The 17,567-nt window shown below is 69.9% G+C and carries 11 protein-coding genes; 5 read left to right on the forward strand and 6 right to left on the reverse strand.

What is annotated here, in order from left to right; all coding sequences use genetic code 11:
* The first annotated feature begins 24 nt into the window (after window positions 1-24).
* Complete coding sequence (locus LZ199_RS14745) at window positions 25-1,059, forward strand: alpha/beta fold hydrolase (protein WP_253994317.1); 1,035 nt, start codon at window positions 25-27, stop codon at window positions 1,057-1,059.
* 6 nt (window positions 1,060-1,065) lie between these two features.
* Here the strand turns inward: LZ199_RS14745 and udk are convergent, their stop codons facing one another.
* The 4 genes from udk to LZ199_RS14765 are packed head-to-tail and all read right to left on the reverse strand — an operon-like array spanning window position 1,066 to window position 6,391.
* The gene (udk, locus tag LZ199_RS14750; protein WP_141643739.1) at window positions 1,066-1,704 is read right to left on the reverse strand and encodes a uridine kinase; all 639 of its coding nucleotides are present in this window, start codon (window positions 1,702-1,704) and stop codon (window positions 1,066-1,068) included.
* A gap of 11 nt (window positions 1,705-1,715) precedes the next feature.
* Window positions 1,716-3,413, reverse strand: a complete 1,698-nt coding sequence (locus tag LZ199_RS14755; RefSeq protein WP_253994318.1) for a DUF692 domain-containing protein — start codon at window positions 3,411-3,413, stop codon at window positions 1,716-1,718.
* A 22-nt stretch (window positions 3,414-3,435) separates the two neighbouring features.
* On the reverse strand, window positions 3,436-4,326 hold the full coding sequence (locus LZ199_RS14760) for a phosphatase domain-containing protein (protein ID WP_253994319.1): 891 nt from the start codon (window positions 4,324-4,326) through the stop codon (window positions 3,436-3,438).
* 7 nt (window positions 4,327-4,333) lie between these two features.
* Window positions 4,334-6,391, reverse strand: a complete 2,058-nt coding sequence (locus tag LZ199_RS14765) for a hypothetical protein (protein ID WP_253994320.1) — start codon at window positions 6,389-6,391, stop codon at window positions 4,334-4,336.
* Between the two features lie 255 nt (window positions 6,392-6,646).
* On the opposite strand from LZ199_RS14765, the gene LZ199_RS14770 reads away from it, so the two are divergent.
* Window positions 6,647-8,467: a vWA domain-containing protein gene (locus LZ199_RS14770; protein WP_253994321.1), complete on the forward strand. Its 1,821-nt coding sequence runs from the start codon at window positions 6,647-6,649 to the stop codon at window positions 8,465-8,467.
* 89 nt (window positions 8,468-8,556) lie between these two features.
* Entirely contained in the window at window positions 8,557-9,372 is an 816-nt protein-coding gene (locus LZ199_RS14775) for a GNAT family N-acetyltransferase (RefSeq protein WP_253994322.1), read from the forward strand.
* A gap of 9 nt (window positions 9,373-9,381) precedes the next feature.
* Here the strand turns inward: LZ199_RS14775 and LZ199_RS14780 are convergent, their stop codons facing one another.
* Together LZ199_RS14780 and LZ199_RS14785 are read right to left on the reverse strand one after the other, a co-directional pair.
* Entirely contained in the window at window positions 9,382-10,053 is a 672-nt protein-coding gene (locus tag LZ199_RS14780) for an RNA polymerase sigma factor (protein ID WP_253994323.1), read from the reverse strand.
* Window positions 10,054-10,120: 67 nt separating this feature from the next.
* A complete protein-coding gene (locus tag LZ199_RS14785; RefSeq protein WP_253994324.1) occupies window positions 10,121-14,167 on the reverse strand; it encodes a protein kinase domain-containing protein in 4,047 nt (1,348 codons plus the stop codon).
* A gap of 212 nt (window positions 14,168-14,379) precedes the next feature.
* Between LZ199_RS14785 and LZ199_RS14790 the strand changes: the two genes are divergently transcribed.
* Window positions 14,380-15,963 (forward strand): hypothetical protein, encoded by a 1,584-nt coding sequence (locus LZ199_RS14790; protein WP_253994325.1) that lies wholly within the window; start codon window positions 14,380-14,382, stop codon window positions 15,961-15,963.
* Complete coding sequence (locus tag LZ199_RS14795; protein ID WP_253994326.1) at window positions 15,905-17,491, forward strand: Dyp-type peroxidase; 1,587 nt, start codon at window positions 15,905-15,907, stop codon at window positions 17,489-17,491. The genes LZ199_RS14790 and LZ199_RS14795 overlap by 59 nt, the downstream gene beginning before the upstream one ends.
* Window positions 17,492-17,567: the final 76 nt, after the last annotated feature.

Here is a 17,567-nt window from a genome sequence, read left to right on the forward strand (position 1 = left end):
GCAGTGATATGAAAATTCCCCAACGTGATCCAGGCCACCGGCACCCACCTGTTCAACTCGCTGCTTCCTCTGGAGGAGGGAGAGCTGTTGCGCAACCCCCAGGTGGCCTGGGAGGCCTACGGGGAACCGTGTGACGGCAAAGCGGTGGTGCTGCTGCACGACGTCTCTCACTCGCACCGGGCGCTGGGCCCCGTGGAGGACTCCGCGTACCAGCACGCGGGCTGGGCGCGGGAGCTGGTGGGCCCGGGGCAGCCGTTGGACCCGGACATCATGCCCGTCATCGTCCCGAACCTGCTGGGCAGCCCCTTCGGGAGCACGTCTCCGGCGACGGTGGACGTGGAGACGGGCGAGCGCCTGGGGCTGAACCTGCCACCACTCACGGTGCTCGACATGGCACGCGGCGTGTCCGCGCTGCTGCGGGCTCGCGGGCTGAACCGCGTCCGGGGCCTGGTGGGCGTGGGGCTTGGGGGACAGGTGGCGCTGCGACTGGCCGCGCTCTTCCCTGAGCTGTCGGACTCGGTGGTCGCCATCGGCGCGGCTCGGGCGCTCCCGGAGGGCGTGCGCGAGAAGCTGGGACTGGCGTGGCAGCTGCTCCGCGCGGACCCGGACTTCCGCGAGGGCCTGTACGAGCCGGACGCCTGGCCTCGCAAGACGATGCGACGGCTGCGGCTGGACTTCCAGAAGCTGCTGTATGGACGGGAGTACCTCTCCCGGCACTTCGCTGACGCCGACGCGGCGCGGGCCGCGCTCGACGCGGAGGCGGAGTCCTTCGCCGACACCTTCGATGCCTCGTCGTGGGCGACGCTGTGCTCGGCCTATGCGGGCTGCGACGTGGCGGACTGCTTCTCGCAGATTCGCGCGCGGGTGCTGCTGCTGGCGGGAAGCTCGGACGTGCTGGCGCCGGTGAACCGGGTGCGGGACACGTATCATCTCCTGTCCGCCGCGGGAGTGAGCGCGCGGATGGTGGAGCTGCCCGGCCCCGGAGACCATGGGGCGCTCTTGACGGAGCCGGAGCGACTGCACGCGCCGCTGGGAGACTTCCTCCGGCGCGTGGGCTGAAGACGGCTACTCGCGGGGCTGCGGCGCGGAGAGCTTCCCGCGCAGGGCACCCACCAGCATGCTGATGGCAATCTCGTTGTTGCCGCCGTGCGGGATGATGATGTCCGCGAAGTGCTTGGACGGCTCCACGAAGCCCATGTGCATGGGGCGCACGTGGCGCAGGTACTGGCTCACGACGTGGTCGAAGTCGCGGCCCCGGTCCTTGATGTCGCGGGTGAGGCGCCGGAGGATGCGCAGGTCATCGTCCGCGTCGACGTAGATCTTCACGTCCATCTCGTCGCGCACTTCCTTCATGTGCAGGACGAGGATGCCCTCGATGAGGATGATGTCCCCCGGGTCCACGCCCATGGTGCGGGGCTGACGCGACGAGGTGACGAAGTCATAGACGGGCTTCTGGATGGGACGTCCGGCCTTCAGCTCCCGGAGGTGCTTCACCAGCAGGTCCGTGTCGAACGCGTCCGGGTGGTCGAAGTTCACCTCGCGGCGGTCCGCGATGGGGAGGTCCTTCAAGTCCCTGTAGTACGAGTCCTGATCGATGAAGGCCACGCGACAGTCGGCAAGCGCCTCACGGACCTTTCGCGCGACGGTGGTCTTGCCGGACGCGGTGCCACCCGCGATGCCGATAACGAGGGGTGACGACGTCATTGCGGCGCGACCTACCTTACCGGACGGTCAGGCGCAAGGGTTCGGTCCACTCCTGGGGTGTCACCCAGGCGGATCAGCCGGTGATGGAGCCCCTCCGCCAGCAGGGCCGGCGCCACCAACGCCGCCTCCCGAGGCCGGGACGCCAGCTCCCGGAGCAGCTCCGCCAGGCCTCGCGACACGCTCAACAGCTCATGTCCCGGGGACTTGCGTCGCACCGCGAAGGTCCAGGCCGCCGCCCCCGGGCGCCGAGCCACCTGCGCCAGCGCCTCCAGTCCGGACAGCTCCAGCTCCCCACATGCCCACGCACGGGCGGTGAGGTGCCGGCGCACGGCCCGAGAGGCGAAGAGCAGTTCGGACAGGTCCGCCGGAAAGCTCCCGGGTCGGACCTCGTCCACCAGGCCCACCTGCCCCGGGCCCGGGGTGGGCACCGCCTTCATGAACGCGGTGGGCGCCATCATCTCCAGGCTCAGCGCGGCGGAGGCCCCGTCGTCGGGCCGCTCGCGCAGCCGCCGCATCGCCCAGGCGGAGAAGGTCTGCGCCAGCGAGCGCCCTCCCCCGCCGAAGAGGTTCCGGTACTCGCGTGAGCTGGTGAAGGCCACCAGGTCCTCGCGCGTACCCGCCAGCAGCAGCCGGGACAGCGGCCAGTCCTTGTCCAGCGTCTCCGCCACCACGGCCAGCCGGAAGTCCTGGTCCGCGAGCGTGCCCTCGGGGTCCTCCGTCACACCCGTGGGGACTCCGCCGTGGCCCGCCTCGAACAGCTCCCACGGCCGGCTCTCCGCCATCAGCGGCGGGGTCGTGCGCGGCTCGGGTGGGCGAAGGCGCAGCGGCGCACGCTCCCCCGAAGGAATCATCGCCCGCAGCCGACGCAGCGACACCTGGGCCACCTCGGGAGGATGACCATCCCCCTCGAAGGTGACGGCGCGCAGCGAGGGACAACGCGGTAGCAAGGACTCCAACAGCTTGAACAGCTCCTCGCGCACCGGTTGGGTGTGGTCATCGACGTAGAAGCCGCGCGCGCCCCGCCTTGTCACCACGCCGCCCGCGATGTGGATTTCGACGACCTGCTCCAGCGGGAAGCCATCCAGCCCCGCCTCCAGTGGCAGCCCGGAGGCGAGCTGGTGACTGAAGAGGTGCCCCAAATCCAGCAGCAGCGGCAGGCCCGTGCGCGCGTGCAGCTTCGCGAGGAAGTCGAGCACGTGCCACTCACCCCGTCGCGCGAGCACCGCGGGGTTCTCCAGCACCAGGGGCATGGAGAGGTGCGACTGGACATGGAGCGCATGCGCCACGCAGTCCGCGAGCCCCGCCTCGTTGAACGGAGGCGTGATGTAGAGGTAGCCCGGGAACGGCTGGCCTCCCACATGCCACCAGCCCACGTCATTGCCCACCCACGGGCTGCCCACGGCGCGCGCGTGCGCGTCCAACTCCTTGAGCACGGAGGCGGGCTCCAGCTCCGGCCCCCAGAGATTCAGGTGCACGGGATGGAAGAGCACCGGCACGTCCGCGCGGCGGCTCCACATCTCGGGGAACAACGACGCCTGGGTGCGCGCCTCGTCCAGGGACAAGGGCGCGCTGTACTCGACGAAGTCGAAGAGGCCCGGTGACGCATCCAGCAGCCGGTAGGGCTGCGGTACGTCCGCCGCGCTCAGGTTGCTGCTCAGCCCCAGCCCCCGCCAGGGCAACGTCCATGCGTCCGAAACGGCCTGCGTCATGCGGCGGACCCTAGACCACCCCTCAGCCTTTGTGTTCGGGGTTCATGGGCCGCCGAGCAAGCCACGCCAACCATCCGAGCGGCGCGCCGCCTGGGTTCTCCCGCGCGTACGCGTGGAACTGCTCGATGAAGGCCCGGCGCTCCGCGATGTACGGCGCCTTGCGGCTGGTGGGGTCCGCCGCCTTGCGAAGGTCGTACCCCCCGAGCCGCGCCTGACGCGTAAGCAGCGCGTCCAGCGAGAGCCGCTCGGCATTGCGCAGCATGTCCAGCAGGCACATGAACGTGGCGGTGCGCCCCTTGCCTCCCCGGCAGTGCAGGTGCACGTGCGCTCCCTCGTCGAGCGAACGCACCTTCTGGATGAAGCGCTCCACCGTCTCATCGCGAGGCCGCGTGTGGTCGGTGACGGGCAGCCGCACGTAGCGCTCCGGAGGAAGCTCGAAGGCGCGGGCCTCGTCGTGGACGTCGCGGCACTCCCACTCGGTGGAGACCAGGGGCTCACGGCGCTTCACCGTGCCGGCATCCCCTACCCTCACCATCCGCGAGCGCGCGAGCAGCCGCAGCCGTCCGGCCTCCAGCGCCAGGGCCTCCTCGTCGGACAGCCCCGCCGCGCCCCAGTTGGACTCGGCGTACCAGCTCACCGCGGCGCCATTCAGGAAGCCATGCGACTCCTGGCGCAAATCGAACACGTACAGCGACTCAGCGCTCACGCCCTCGAGTCGCCGAACCAGATCACGAAAGCCCGCCACGGAGAGCTGCGCGCTCCCCGAGCACCGCAGCTCCGCGAGCCCTTGTGCATCCAGCCCCACCAGGTCCGGCGGGCGTGTCGTCGTGCGCAACAGACGCGCCTCCTCACCCCCGTCGTCGAGCACGAGCACAGCGGACGTCGCATCGGGAGCAAGGGACGGGATGAGCATGGGTCAATCAGACGTGCTCTTCGTCCGTGATGGGAGGAAGAGCCTGCTGCGGGCCGGCAATCGCCAGGGTGGGCCCGGCATTCCCCTGGGCGAGCTGATCGAACAACGAGCGGATTCTCTGAACCTCGTCGTCGCGCTTCCGCTTCTCCTCCTCGTCGGTCGTCTTGTCGGAGGCGTTCGTGACCAGCCATTTGTGGAAGAGCTTCTTCATCTGCGAGTCACCCAGGTAGTTCTGCGCGCCAATCGCGGCGGCGATATCCGCCTGGAGGGTCAACCGCTGAGCGGGCTGGAGGATGGGCGCCTGCGACTGGTGCAGCACGACGGCGTTCATCGACGAGCCGCCCACGAGCCGGGGCACGGCCTCGCCCTCCGTCAGACGCCGCCACACCGCGTACTCGCGAAGGACCTCCTCGTTCCTGTCACCGGCCCAGACGTCCACCTCGGTTCCCGTGCGGTCCACGTCGCCCGTCGTACTCCACCGGGGAATGACCGCGCCCGGGCAGGCCTGGAGGACCTGTTGACGCGCCTGGGCCGCCTGCACCTTGAGCTCGCGGCCGAGATTGCGACCTTGCCGCCCGTAGAGCGCCAGGCAGTCTCGCCAGAACGACCGCACCTGCGTCCTGCCGTTGCGTGAGCGGTTCAGCGCGGCGTTCCACACGTCGTCCCCGGCGACTTGCGCGATGCCACTCAAGTCCCGGACCGTGTCGTCGGCATGCGAGCCCTGGAACGTCTCGAACAGCGTGTGGAAGCCGCTCACGCGCTTGTCGTAGTAGAGCCGCCAGAGCACGGAGTAGCCGGCGGAGATGACCAGCCCCAACGGGATGTTGGCGAGCGCGGGCAAGGTCGGAACGAATGAGAGCCACGCCCTGATGCGTCCCTGGTTGTGGCCGGACGTGCCCGCGTAGAGCGGCGCGAGCATCAACCTCGACGAGACGACGTTCGAGCAGTACTCGTTGCGCGTCCACCCCGTGGAGAAGGGGAAGGCCTGTCCCGGGTCGTGGGGCGTCGCGCCCGCATGGACGCGCATCGACACCGGCCACCCGTCGTAGCCAGCGATGTTGCCGGGCAGTCCACCCAGCGTGAGCGGGTCGAACTCCACGCGGATGTGGGGGCTGTGCTGCTTGCCTCCTGGAAGGATGCGCGCCAGGTCGCTGATCAACACCTGATACCGCGCCACCGGCGGCAGCATCCGCCAGCGGCGGTACTCCGCGCCGCCCGCCAGGGCCTGGAACGCACCAATCAACCCCTGATCCGCGATCGCCCGGGTGTCGAGGGCGTCATTCAAGCAATCGTGGAGTGCCCCGAGCACGCGAGGTTGCGCGGTCCCCGTGTCCGTGGGCTCCAACGGGACGCCCCGCAGGTAGTACGGAAGGTACTCCCACATGGTGTAGTTGGCCGCGATGGCGCCGTTGGCCAGGCCGGTGGCCACGATGGAGAGCATCCGCCGCTGGAGCGCGCCCAACCCCGGGCTGCGCAACAGCGACAACACCGTGATCTTCTCGATGGTGCGCGAGGGCCAGGTCGTCACCTCACCCACGAGCGCTCGGGCCGCTTCCGTCACATTGCGGTAGATCTGGATGCGATCTCTCCGGCCGGCGACGTTCAGCTCGCTGAAGAAGGGCAGCAACACCAGGTTGCGCAGCGTGCCCTGATTGAGGCCATGCAGGCTCCAGAGCCGCGCGTACTGCTCATCCACCGTGGAGCGATGCGCGTTGCGACTGCCCAGGTTGCCTGACAGCGGGCTCAGCCAGACCTTGAGCAGCTTCAGATATTTGTTCTGGACCTCCTCCGTGACGAACGCTCCCGCGTTGATGGAGAAGTCCAGGCCCCAGACCGTGGTGGCGCGTGCGATGAGCGCGCGGCACACGGGGTCCGCCGCCGCCACGGTGAGCAGGCGCCTTCCGAACACCACGGGGTCCGCGTCGATGGAGTACCAGGGGACGACGACTCGGGCGCCGTTGGCCACCCTGGGATAGGTCGCCGCGTAGTCCGCGAGGACGACGGTCGGATTGGCCGTCGTGATGACCGCGTCGGCCTGGGCGTTGGTTCGCAAGAAGATCAACATGGTGTCGTCACCCCTGGGGCGCCGCCATGAGCAAGGAGCGTACCGGCGCGCGGAACGCGCCATGCGGGCAAGGGTCGCCGACGACCACGGCGCTGGCGTCCCAACGTGACGCGGCTGCGTCTGAAAGGAACGCGCGGAACCTTTCGCGCCTGCCTGCTGTCCGAAGCAGGCGGCGATTCCAAGGCACGGAGGCAGCAGATGAGGCGGAACCCCAGGGCCGTCACGGGTGTCGTGTGTGCACTCGCGGTGGGAAGCATGATGTTCGCGTGCCGTTCGAGCGAGGACGCCAACAGCACCCCCGCGATGGCGAAGGCACAGGGCGACACGGCGGGAACCCACGCGCTCGAAGCCAGCGCACAGCCCGCCATGAAGTCCGAGCCCTCGAAGACGGTGCCAGCACCAGCGGCCGCCGCACCCAAGACCCCGGCCCCTGCCCCCTCCGCGAAGGAGACCAAGGCACAGGTCGGCCTTGGGATGTTCGGCACCGGCGCGGGCGGCGGTGGCATTGGAGGCAGGCTGGGCCCTGGCCCTGGCATTGGATCCATCGGCACGAAGGGCCGCGGTGGAAGCAGCATGAACTACGGCTCCGGAATCGGCTCGGCCCAGGCCCCTTCGGGATACACGGGCTCTGTCCGCGTGCATCCGAACGTCGCGCGCCTCACGGGAAAGAAGGACACCTCGCTCGAGGACAAGCCTTCCACTTCGGACGCGGAGCCCTCGCGCAAGGCCGACGTGAATCCCTTCGTGACGGCGGCGGAAGACCGGCTCTCCACCTTCGCGGTGGACGTGGACACGGCCTCGTACACGATGACGCGGCGCCACCTGATGGAGGGCGCGCTGCCACCGCACGACGCCGTGCGCGTGGAGGAGTTGCTCAACTACTTCCGCTACACGTACCCGGACCCGACGCCGAGCGACGGCCCCTTCGCCGTGCACATGGACGCGGCCCCCTCTCCCTTCACTCCGAATCGACACCTCTTGCGCGTGGGCGTCCATGGCAAGCGCCTGAGCATCTCCGAGCGCAAGCCCGCGCACCTCACCTTCCTCGTGGACGTCTCCGGGTCCATGGGTTCCCCGGACCGGCTGCCGCTCGCCCAGCGTGCACTGCGCATGCTGGTGGACAACCTGCGCGACGGCGACACGGTGGCGCTCGTCACCTACGCGGGCAACGTGCGGCGGGTGCTCGCCCCCACGGGCCTGGAGCGCAAGGCCCTCATCCATGCGGCGATTGAGGACCTCACCGCCGGAGGCTCCACCGCGATGGGCTCGGGAATCGAGCTGGCCTACCAGGAGGCGATGAAGACGCTGGATGGGGCGTCCTACTCGCGCGTCATCGTCCTCTCCGACGGCGACGCCAACGTGGGCAAGACGTCACACGAGGACATCCTGAAGACCATCCAGGGCCACGTGAAGGAAGGCATCACCCTGACCACCGTGGGCTTCGGCATGGGGAACTACAAGGACACCACGATGGAGCAGCTCGCGAACAAGGGGAACGGCAACTACTTCTACGTGGACTCGCTGATGGCCGCGCGCCGCATCTTCCAGGAGCAGCTCGGCGGCACGCTGGAGGTCATCGCGCAGGACGTGAAGCTCCAGGTGGACTTCGACCCCGAGCAGGTCGCGCGCTATCGCCTGGTCGGCTACGAGAACCGCAACATCGCGGACCGCGACTTCCGCGACGACAAGGTCGATGCGGGTGAGCTGGGCTCCGGCCACACCGTCACCGCGCTGTACGAGCTGGAGCTCAAACCCGGCGCGGGCGCGGGACTGGCCACGGTGCACGTGCGCGCGAAGAAGCCGCGCGGCGTGAATGCCTCCGAGCGGGCCTATCCCTTCGTGGCCAGCGCGCTCGCGGGCACGTTCAAGGCGGCCAGCGTGGACCTGCGCTTCGCGACGGCGGTGATGGGCGCGGCGGAGCTGCTCCGCGCGAGTCCCCACGCGGAGCACTGGAGCCTGGAGACCGTGCGAGAAATCGCGCGCGCGGCGACTCCGGCGGGCAACGCGGAGCGTGAGGAGTTCCTCGCGCTGCTGGAGAAGGCCCGGCCGCTGATGCGCGGGGTGGCGGCGCGCTGAACAGAAATGGATGGATTCAGGGGCCCCGCGTTTCCATGCGGGGCCCGTGGGGTACACTCGGCGGTCCACCCCTTCCCTGGAGCCCCTCCATGCACTCCGCGACGCAGGCAGAGATCGACGAGTCCCATGCGCAATTTCGCGGCGCGTGGCGGAGGATGGCGTTGGGGGCACGCTCGGGAGAAGTCGTCGAGCGCCCCGAAATCTACATCGCCGCGAGCCACGTCTCGTGGGCCCTGATGAACGCGGCCTTCCTGCGCGCCCCTGCTGACACCGAGCAGGCCCTGGCGACCTCCGTCGCCTCCGCCGCGCGCTACTTCGCCACGGGCAAGCATGCGTGGACCTTCGTCATCTCAGACGAATGGCTCGCGCCCCAGGTGCGTGAGCGCGCCGAGTCCATCCTCGCCTGGTACAAGCTCAAGCCGCTCGCCGTCCTCTCCGGCATGGTGTGCGACCCGCTCACGGAGCCCGTGCGCCCCCTGCCCTCCCTGGAGGTCCGTCCCGTCCAGGACACCTGGGGCCGGCAGGCCGTGGCCGACATCAACGCCCGGTCCTACGACGTGTCCCGCGAGACGGGCCGCGAGGCGTTCGACGTGGAGAGCCTCTACGACGCCGACACTCGGGGCTTCGTCGCCTGCCGGGGTGATGCGCCCGCCAGCAGCACCGTCGTCACCCGCGTGGAGGGAGTCGCGTACATCTCGCTCGTGGCCACTTCGCCCGAGCACCGCCGGGTCGGCGCGGCGGAGTTCATCATGCGGCGCGCGCTCCAGGAGGCCCGGGACGCTTGGGGCATCCAGCGCACCGTGCTCCACGCCTCCGAGGCCGGCGAGCCCCTCTACACCCGCATGGGCTACCGCTCCGTGGCGCGCTTCCGCGTCTACAAGGCGCCAGCCCCCGGGACGACCTGAGCCCGCGCGTCACTCCGCCGACTCCACGCTCTCCGCGGAGATGACGCCCTGTTCGATGGCGAGCGCCCGCAGCCGCGCCTTCACGCGCTGGAACTGCTGGCGCAGCGCCGCGGCCCGTCGGTTCAGCGCCTCGCGCGTCAGCGGCTCGTCGGACTCCACCATGACGCGGGCAATCTCCGTCCACGGCTGACGCTGGTCCACGCGCAGCATCAACAGCATCCGCTCTTGAGGCTCCAGTTGCTCGCGCAGCGCGCGGAAGCGCTCCTTCACGGCGGTGCGCTGCCAGGGGTGTGTATCCGTGCGGTGCCGCTGCGGCTCGTTCGCCGCGGGTTCGCTCACCGGTTGTTCTCGCAGGGCTGGCGAGTGGAGCTGGTGGTAGCAGGCGTTGCGCGCGAGCCGGTACGCCCACGTCCGGAAGGAGCTCTCCCACCGGAAGCCCGGAAGCCCCTTGACCAGGTTCTCGCTGAACAGGCCGAACGCATCCTTCGCCAGCTCCGGGTGATGGAGCACGGAGGCCATCAACCTCCGCAGCTCCGGCCCGTAGGTGCGCATGGCCAGCTCCACCGCCGCCCCATACTCGCCACGCGTGCAGAGCGCGTGCAGCACCTGCTCCGCCTGCTCGCGAGGCACCGGGGCCTCCGCCTCCGAGACTCCCCCTGGCTCGACGTTCATCGACACCATCACATCACGCTCCTGCATTGGACCTGCCTGGAGGAGTCACCCACTCCGCGCTGTGATGTCCCTCGCATCACGGTCCAGGCGCGGGCTCCTCTGCTTGAAGGTCCTGCACGAGAGGAAGCTCGACCAGCGGATGCCCCAGCCTCCGCTCCCGCACCAGCCGACCGTAGCCCAGCGCACCCTGGGTCTCCGCGACGCGCAGGGCGAGGATCCGCGCGGAGAGGGACTCGTCCTCGCGCCCCAGCATGGACAAAGCCTCCGCCTCCAGGCCTCGCAGCATCACCTCGTAGGAGCGCTCGCCCGTCGTCCCGGCCTCTCCCAGGGCCTCGCGCAGCGCGGAGAGTGCCTCGCCCGGCTGACCGAGCAGCAGGTGGATTTCAGCCAGCATCCCCAGGTTGTGCGGCAACCCCGCCTTGAAGCCGGAGCGTCGCCAGTGCACGAGCGCCGCTTGCATCAACGCGAGCCCCTCCCTCGGGCTGCCCGACAGCGCCTGCGCCCAGGCGCGGATGAGCGTGGACCAGCCCAGCCACAGCCGGAAGTGGTGCTCGCGGGAGAGCGCGATGTTCCTGTCACACAGCTCCAGCGCCTCGCGAGGCTCGCGACGAAGCTGGGCGGACAGGGCCGCGTACAGCAGCGCGAAGGCGGAGGTGTTCGCATGGCCGATGTCCATCGCCAGCCGCAGCGCCTGTCGTGCGTGGTCGCGAGAGGCCTCGGGCGCATCCATCACCGCGTGCAACACCGCCGCGTACGCCAGCGCCGCCACGCGAGGATTCACCCAGTGCTTGACGGCGAGGACCTGGTGTTGCTCCAGCTCGAAGTCCGAGTACGTCAGGGCCAGCTCCACGTTCTCCAGCGCGGAGGCCAGCCGGCCCCACGTGAAGAAGTCCGTGGCCCGCATCCGGTAGCCCAGGGCCAACAGCTCCCGCTGGCCATTCCGGCGCCCCAGTCTCACCAGTCGCTCCGCCACCTCGTGGGCCTCATCCCAGTGCGCTCGCGCGAAGGCATGCGCGAAGGCCACCCAGTGCGGCGGCTCCAGTCGGGGCAGGTCGTCCTCCAGCTCTCGCATCAGGAAGCGGACACGTGCATGGACGGACTCGACCTCCGGCGCGGAGTACCCCTGCACCTGGACCAGTGGCAGCGCCAGGCCGAGGAGCAGCTTCAGCTCCTCGCCATCGAGCGCGCGGGAGGGCGGCTGCGCGCGCAGCAACGACAGGGCCTGTCGCAAGTGGCTGATGGCCTCCACGTTGGCCATGCGCCGGCTCGCCATCTCCCCCGCTCGCGCCCACCACCGGATGGCCGCCTCCGCCTGCCCCGACTCGGTGTAGTGCCACGCCAGCAGCTCCGGCTGCGCTTCGGCCATTTCAGGAAACTGCTCCGCCAGCACGCGGGCGACGCGACGGTGGTACTGCCGCCGTGACTTGCGCGGCAGCGAGTCCGCCGCGGCGTCTTGAATGAGCGCATGCCGGAACCCGTAGCTGGGCTCCACTGTCTCGGCCGGCTGCAACAGGCCCTCGTCCACCAGGCCGGAGAGGTCCGCGCGCAGCGAGGTCTCCGTCCGTCCCGACAGCGCCGCGAGCAGCGCATGGGAGAAGCTGCGTCCCACCACCGCGCAGAGCTGCGCCAGCTCCTTCTGCGGGCCAGGCAGTCTGTCCAGCCGCGTGAGGAGCAGCTCGCGCAGCGACACAGGCACCTCCACCGACGGGGACTCGCCCCCTCGAGGCTCCTCCACCACCCGCCGCGTCAGCTCCTCGGCGAAGAGCGGGATGCCGTCCGCGCGGCGCACCAGCCGGGAGACCAGCTCCGACGAGAGCGGCCTGTTGCCCGCCGCCTTGCGCACCAGCTCTCCCGCCACGGGAGGCGCCAGCCGCTCCAGGCCGAGCCGCTGCACGCGCGCATCGTCGGCCCAGGGTGGAGGCAACGCGCCGCGCGACGTGAGCAACAGGCAGACGCGCAGCTTCGGCAAGCGGTCCAGGAGGAAGCCCAGCAGCTGCAGCGAGGACGGGTCCGCCCAGTGCAGGTCCTCGACCTCCAGCAACACGGGGCGTTGCTCGGACAAGCGCTTCAGCACATGCACCAGGGCATCCAGCGTCTCCTGCATGAGTCGCTCGGGGGCGTAGCGCAGGTGTGGCGCGCCCTCCTCGCCGGAGAGCCCCACCAGGCCCGACAGCAACCGCGTGCGCGTCTCCCCGAGTCCGAGCATGCCCAGGGCCGCTTCCAGGCGCGCGCGGTGCTCCTTGGGCGTGCCCTCGACGTCGAGCTGGAACATGCGGCGCAGCAGGTCGATGGCGGGCGCGAAGGAGCTGGTGGTCGACTGAGGCCAGCACTGTCCTCGGAGCAGGTGAGCCATGAAGGGAGGCACGCGCTCGCGCACCTCGCGAACCAGCCGGGACTTGCCGATGCCTGCCTCGCCCGTGACGAGCACACACGTCCCCCGCCCCGCGCGCGCCTCCTCCCATTGCTCCAGGAGGAACCGGAGCTCCGCGCGCCGCCCCACGAGGGGCGTGAGGTTGCGCGACACGAGCCCCCGGTCGAAGCGACTGGTGACGCGCCGTGGCTGCACCAGGCGGTAGGGAGTCACGTCTCGCACGCCCGACAGGCCCGTGAAGCGCAGCGGTGGCAGGGCCTGTGTCACGAAGGCCCCGCGCGTCAGCACATCCGTCGAGTCACTGAGCCACACCGTGCCCGGCGTGGCCTGTCGCGCCAGCCAGGCGGCCACGCGCGGCGCCTCACCCTGGATGGAGGCGTCATCCAACACCACCGTGTCCGTGTGCACGCCCACCGTCACCGTCAGCTTCCGCTCCGGAAGCGATGCGAGCGACTCATGGAGCGTCGGTGCCACGGTGGTGGCCAGTCGCAGCGCGGCGCGCAGGGCCCGCTCGGAGTCGTCCTCTCTCGCCACCGGGTGACCGAAGCAACCGAGCACCTCTTCGCCGACGGACAGGACGACCGTGCCCCCGTGCTGTCTCAGCACGTCCGAGCAGCTCCGATGGAACGCGGCCTCCAGCTCGCCCAGGTCCTCTGCGTCCAGGCGCCCGGCGAGTCCGGCCAGGTCCGCCAGCCGACAGGCGACCAGCGTCACCTGCCTTCGCTGAGGAGGCCTGCCCCGCCTCGGCGCGTGGCGTGGAGCCAGCCCCTCTTCCACCTCGCGCAGCCGCTCACGCAGCTCCATCGCGGAGCGCAGCCTTGTCTCCGGTGTCTTCGCCAGCAGCTCGGCCAGCAGTCCGTCCACCGGCTCGGGCACCTCGGGCGCGCGCGCGCGGACCGAGGGCATGGGCCCTGGAGACGTCACGCGCTCGCGAATCGCCTCCGGCGTGCCCAGGACGGGAGGCTCTCCCGCGAGCATCTCGTACAGCAGCACGCCGGCCGCCCAGAGGTCGGTCCGGGCATCCTGCGCCTCACCCCGCCACTGCTCGGGCGCCATGTACGGCGGCGTTCCCGCGGTGGAGAGCAGCACGTCGGGTGCGGTGCTCGCGGCCACCAGCCAGGACAACCCGAAGTCGAGAATCTTCACGACACCCGAGCGCGTGATGAACACGTTGCTGGGCTTGAGGTCGCGGTGGACGATGTGCCGCTCGTGCGCGTGCGCCAGCCCCGAGGCCACCGCGTCGAGTATCTCCATCGCCCGTCGGTGCCCCGGCCGCCCTCGTCGCAGCAGGGACGACAGGGACTCGCCCTCCAGGCACTCCATGACGAGGAAGGGAACTGGCGGCTCCCTCGGCTCGCTGCTCCAGAGGTCCACGTTGAAGATGCGGACGATGTGCTCGTGGTCCAGTTGCGCGATGGCCCGCCCCTCCTGCCGCAGCAGGGAGATCATCGGTGCCTCGGCAATCGACTCATGAGGGACGAGGAACTTCAGCGCGACGGGCCGCTGAAGTTCCGTGTCGAGGGCACGGAAGACCTGCCCCATGGCCCCTCCGCCGAGCTCCTCCAGCACCTCGTAGCGCTTCCCGTCCCGGTCGCCCACGCGCATCCCGGGCACAGGCAGGCGAGGAGGCACCGAAGCCTGAGCCACCTCGCGGAGGAAGGCGTCGTCGAAATCGTCGTCCTCGACGGCGCCCAGCTCGCGCTCCAGCATGGAACCGTCGCGTCGCTCCTCGTCCTGGCCGCTCTCAGGCATCACCGAGTCCCCTGGATGTCCCCGCGTCCGTTCTCCCCCCTGGGTTCACCTTAGGAACGGCCGTCCCCAAGTCCCAGGCCCCTACGACTCCCGCCTGTCCACGAACCACCGGGTGGGACGAGCGGGCGAAGCCCCTGGCCCCACTCTGGTTCTCACCCACCCGGCCCGGCGCCACCTCATCGGGAGCCGCGCGCCCAACGAGGGAGGTGTGAATGCGCCATGGCACATCGACCGTCATCACGCGTGTCCTTCCAGGCAAGCGCGAGGCACTGGATGACTTGCTGAGCTCGGTCGCCAAAGCGAGGCGAGAGCTCTTCGCGGGAGTGCCAGGACTGCACTTCGCGCGATGGACCGTCATCGACCTGAGCCCCACGACGGCGCCCACCAGGGACCCGCGACTCATCTTCGGCGCGGATGCCGTCGTCGACACCCGGAGCACGAAGGCGAAGGCGCTGGACCGCGAGGTGCTCCGCGCCCTGGTGCACTGGTGGGGCACGCTGCATCAACGCGGAGCCAAGGCCGCCCATCTGTTCGATGCCCTCTATCGGAACTGCGCGGGATATCCCGAAGCGGGCCTGGCCGAACCCGAGGCCGTGGAGGACTACCTCGTCCGCCACCGCGCCACCGCCGTCACCCGGCACGTGGACTTCGCCTACCGCTTCCAGGCGCCCGAGGACCTGCGCGCCTCCGTGAACGCCCTGCGCGCGGTGAACGAGCACCTGGACACGCGCGCCCCGCTGCTCGCGCAGACACCGTGGAAGGGACGTCCCCGCGACATGCCGGACCTCCATCACGAGCTGCGTGATGTCGCGCGAGCCGCCGCGCCGGGCCTGGATGATGCGGGCTGGAAGGAGCGACTGGCGACCGCGCGTGACTCGGCGGCGCTGTCCACTCTGTCGTATGCCGTCTATCGCCATGTCTGGGCGCTTCCCGGCATCTACCTGCTCAAGGCACGGATGTGGCTGCACGCGAGGAAACACCCCGACGCGCGTCCGACGTCGTGGCCCGCGCACGGCATGGGCGACATGCCCGCCATTCCGCAAGTGAGCGACGCCATGGTGCAGAACCCCATGGTGCACGTCGCGCGCATCGTCGATGACCCGGGCGCGCTGGCGCTGGCGAAGCTCGCGCTGCGCAGCGTGAATCTGCGCTTGAAGCGCTACGTGGTGGGCCTCAATCACGTGCAGACCATCCACTGCGCGCGGTGGCTGGTGTACAGCGACGAGGACGGACGGGGACCGCACCACCTCATCTTCTTCAGCAACTACGACGACACCTGGGAGTCGTACATCGACGCGTTCGTCGACCACGCGGACGTGCGGGGCTTCCTGGAGCTCATCTGGAGCCGGACCGAGGGCTTCCCCACGAAGACGCGAGGCATCGACCCGACGATGCCCAAGAAGCGCCTCCCGGTAGAGCCCTTCAAGCACTGGCTGCGCGCGCACGAGGTCCCTACGCGCGTCTGGTACAGCGCGGCGCTCGACGGCACCCCCCGCCAGCGGCACTCCGTCCTCCTGTTGCACAACGCGCTCCGGCTGCGCGAGCTGCTCACGCGCGAGCGCATGGACCAGCTCCTGAAGGACCGGGGAGCACGAAAGGCCCTGGCCGCGTTCCTGTCGCGAGGGGCGTGCGACCCTGGTCGTCCGCTGCTGCGCCCTCTCGCCCTCGTCGTCCACTCATTGTCCGCGTTGCTCGCCCCGCTCCGACAGGGATGGCGAGGGCCCCGGAGGAAGCACCATGCGCACGTCCGAGCCGAGACTCCCGACTTCGCCCACGCGGAGCCCGCCCCCGCCTGAGCCTGCGACGGAGGTGGACCTCCGCGATGTCCAGGGCCTGCTGCTGCACGGCTACCGACACATGGGCGAGCTCACTCTGCTCTTCTTGCGCATCGACGACGCGGAAGGATGCCGACAGTGGCTGCGCGAGCTGACGAGCGACGGGACACTCACCCCCGCCGACCGGGCTGAGTTCCAGCTCCGCCTCCAGGACTCCGCGCGCAGCCAGACGCGCGTCAACCTGGCGCTGTCCCATGCCGGGCTGATGGCACTCGGGATGCCGGAGGACGTGCGCGCCACCTTTCCCCGCGAGCTGCGCGAGGGCATGGCCCTGAGGGCCCGCGAGCACCTGCGCGACGTGGACGAGAATGACCCGGACCACTGGAAGCTCGGTGGGACGCGGCACGAGGACACGCTGCAAGTCCTGCTGCTGCTGTATGCGACGGACACCGCGCACATGGAGCCCCTGCTCCGCGAGCACCTGGCGCGAGCGCACCGGAACGGGCTGCGTGAGGTCTTCATCCAGCGCGGCCAGCGACGTGCTCGCGAGGGAGATCCGCCGGGCTACTTCCGCGACCACTTCGGCTTCCTGGATGGCGTGTCGCAGCCTCGCATGGAGGGGCTCGATGACCCGTCGACACATCCACGGGACTACGACAGGCCCGTGAAGCGCGGAGAGTTCCTGCTGGGCTACGCCAACGAGTACGGCGAGTTGCCCCTGTCGCCCCACGTTCCGGAGCACCTGCCGGGAGCGAGCGCACTGCCACCCGTTCCGGGACTGCCGGGCAGAAGAGACCTGGGACACAACGGGACGTTCCTCGTCCTGCGCAAGCTGGAGCAGGACGTGGCGGCCTTCGAGGGCTTCCTGGACGAACAGGCCGGGCTCGCACCCGAGGGCACTCCCGAAGAGCGACGTGAGTGGGTGGCCGCGAAGCTGGTGGGACGACAGCGCGACGGCACACCGCTCGCGACGCCGCGACGACACCGCTTGCTGCGCAGACTCCTTCCCTTCCTGTTCCAGAAGGACGGCACGCCCGCGCGCGCGAGCGGGACAGGTCCATCGCATCCCGACAACGACTTCCGCTATGCGCGAGATGACCCGCACGGCCATGGCTGCCCCATCACCGCGCACACGCGGCGGTGCAACCCTCGGGATGCGCTGCCGCCCTCGCCTCGCGTGTCCACGGATGTCACACGGCGGCATCGACTCCTGCGGCGCGGCTTCAACTACGAGGACGCGGAGGGCAAGGGGCTCCTCTTCATCGCGCTCAACGCGCACGTGGGCCGTCAGTTCGAACTTGTCCAGAGAAGCTGGGTGCACTTCGAGCAGCTCGGAGGCATTGAGGGCGCCGAGGACCCACTGGCGGGAGACGGTGGGGGACGCCTGATCATCCCCGCGGAACCAGTCCGGCAATGCGCGACATCCCTGCGGAAATTCGTGACGACGCGGGGAGGCGGGTACTTTTTTCTGCCGAGCCTGAAAGCGCTCTCGTTCCTGGGCATGAAAGAGCGCGTGGAGGATGACGGAAGCGACGTCGCTCGCTCGTGAAACCGCGTGGCTGTGGCAGACTTGTTCCTCGGGGGTTCGACGGATCCATGAGGCGCCGCGGTACACGGGAGTCTGC

Origin of the sequence: Myxococcus qinghaiensis (assembly GCF_024198215.1) — a bacterium.
GTDB classification, from domain to species: domain Bacteria; phylum Myxococcota; class Myxococcia; order Myxococcales; family Myxococcaceae; genus Myxococcus; species Myxococcus qinghaiensis.

Bases quoted from the DNA above. Each gene is read 5' to 3' on its own strand.
- udk (WP_141643739.1), bottom strand. From the start codon at position 1,704: ATGACGTCGTCACCCCTCGTTATCGGCATCGCGGGTGGCACCGCGTCC.
- LZ199_RS14755 (WP_253994318.1), bottom strand. From the start codon at position 3,413: ATGACGCAGGCCGTTTCGGACGCATGGACGTTGCCCTGGCGGGGGCTG.
- LZ199_RS14760 (WP_253994319.1), bottom strand. From the start codon at position 4,326: ATGCTCATCCCGTCCCTTGCTCCCGATGCGACGTCCGCTGTGCTCGTG.
- LZ199_RS14765 (WP_253994320.1), bottom strand. From the start codon at position 6,391: ATGTTGATCTTCTTGCGAACCAACGCCCAGGCCGACGCGGTCATCACG.
- LZ199_RS14770 (WP_253994321.1), top strand. From the start codon at position 6,647: ATGATGTTCGCGTGCCGTTCGAGCGAGGACGCCAACAGCACCCCCGCG.
- LZ199_RS14775 (WP_253994322.1), top strand. From the start codon at position 8,557: ATGCACTCCGCGACGCAGGCAGAGATCGACGAGTCCCATGCGCAATTT.
- LZ199_RS14780 (WP_253994323.1), bottom strand. From the start codon at position 10,053: ATGGTGTCGATGAACGTCGAGCCAGGGGGAGTCTCGGAGGCGGAGGCC.
- LZ199_RS14785 (WP_253994324.1), bottom strand. From the start codon at position 14,167: ATGCCTGAGAGCGGCCAGGACGAGGAGCGACGCGACGGTTCCATGCTG.
- LZ199_RS14790 (WP_253994325.1), top strand. From the start codon at position 14,380: ATGCGCCATGGCACATCGACCGTCATCACGCGTGTCCTTCCAGGCAAG.
- LZ199_RS14795 (WP_253994326.1), top strand. From the start codon at position 15,905: ATGCGCACGTCCGAGCCGAGACTCCCGACTTCGCCCACGCGGAGCCCG.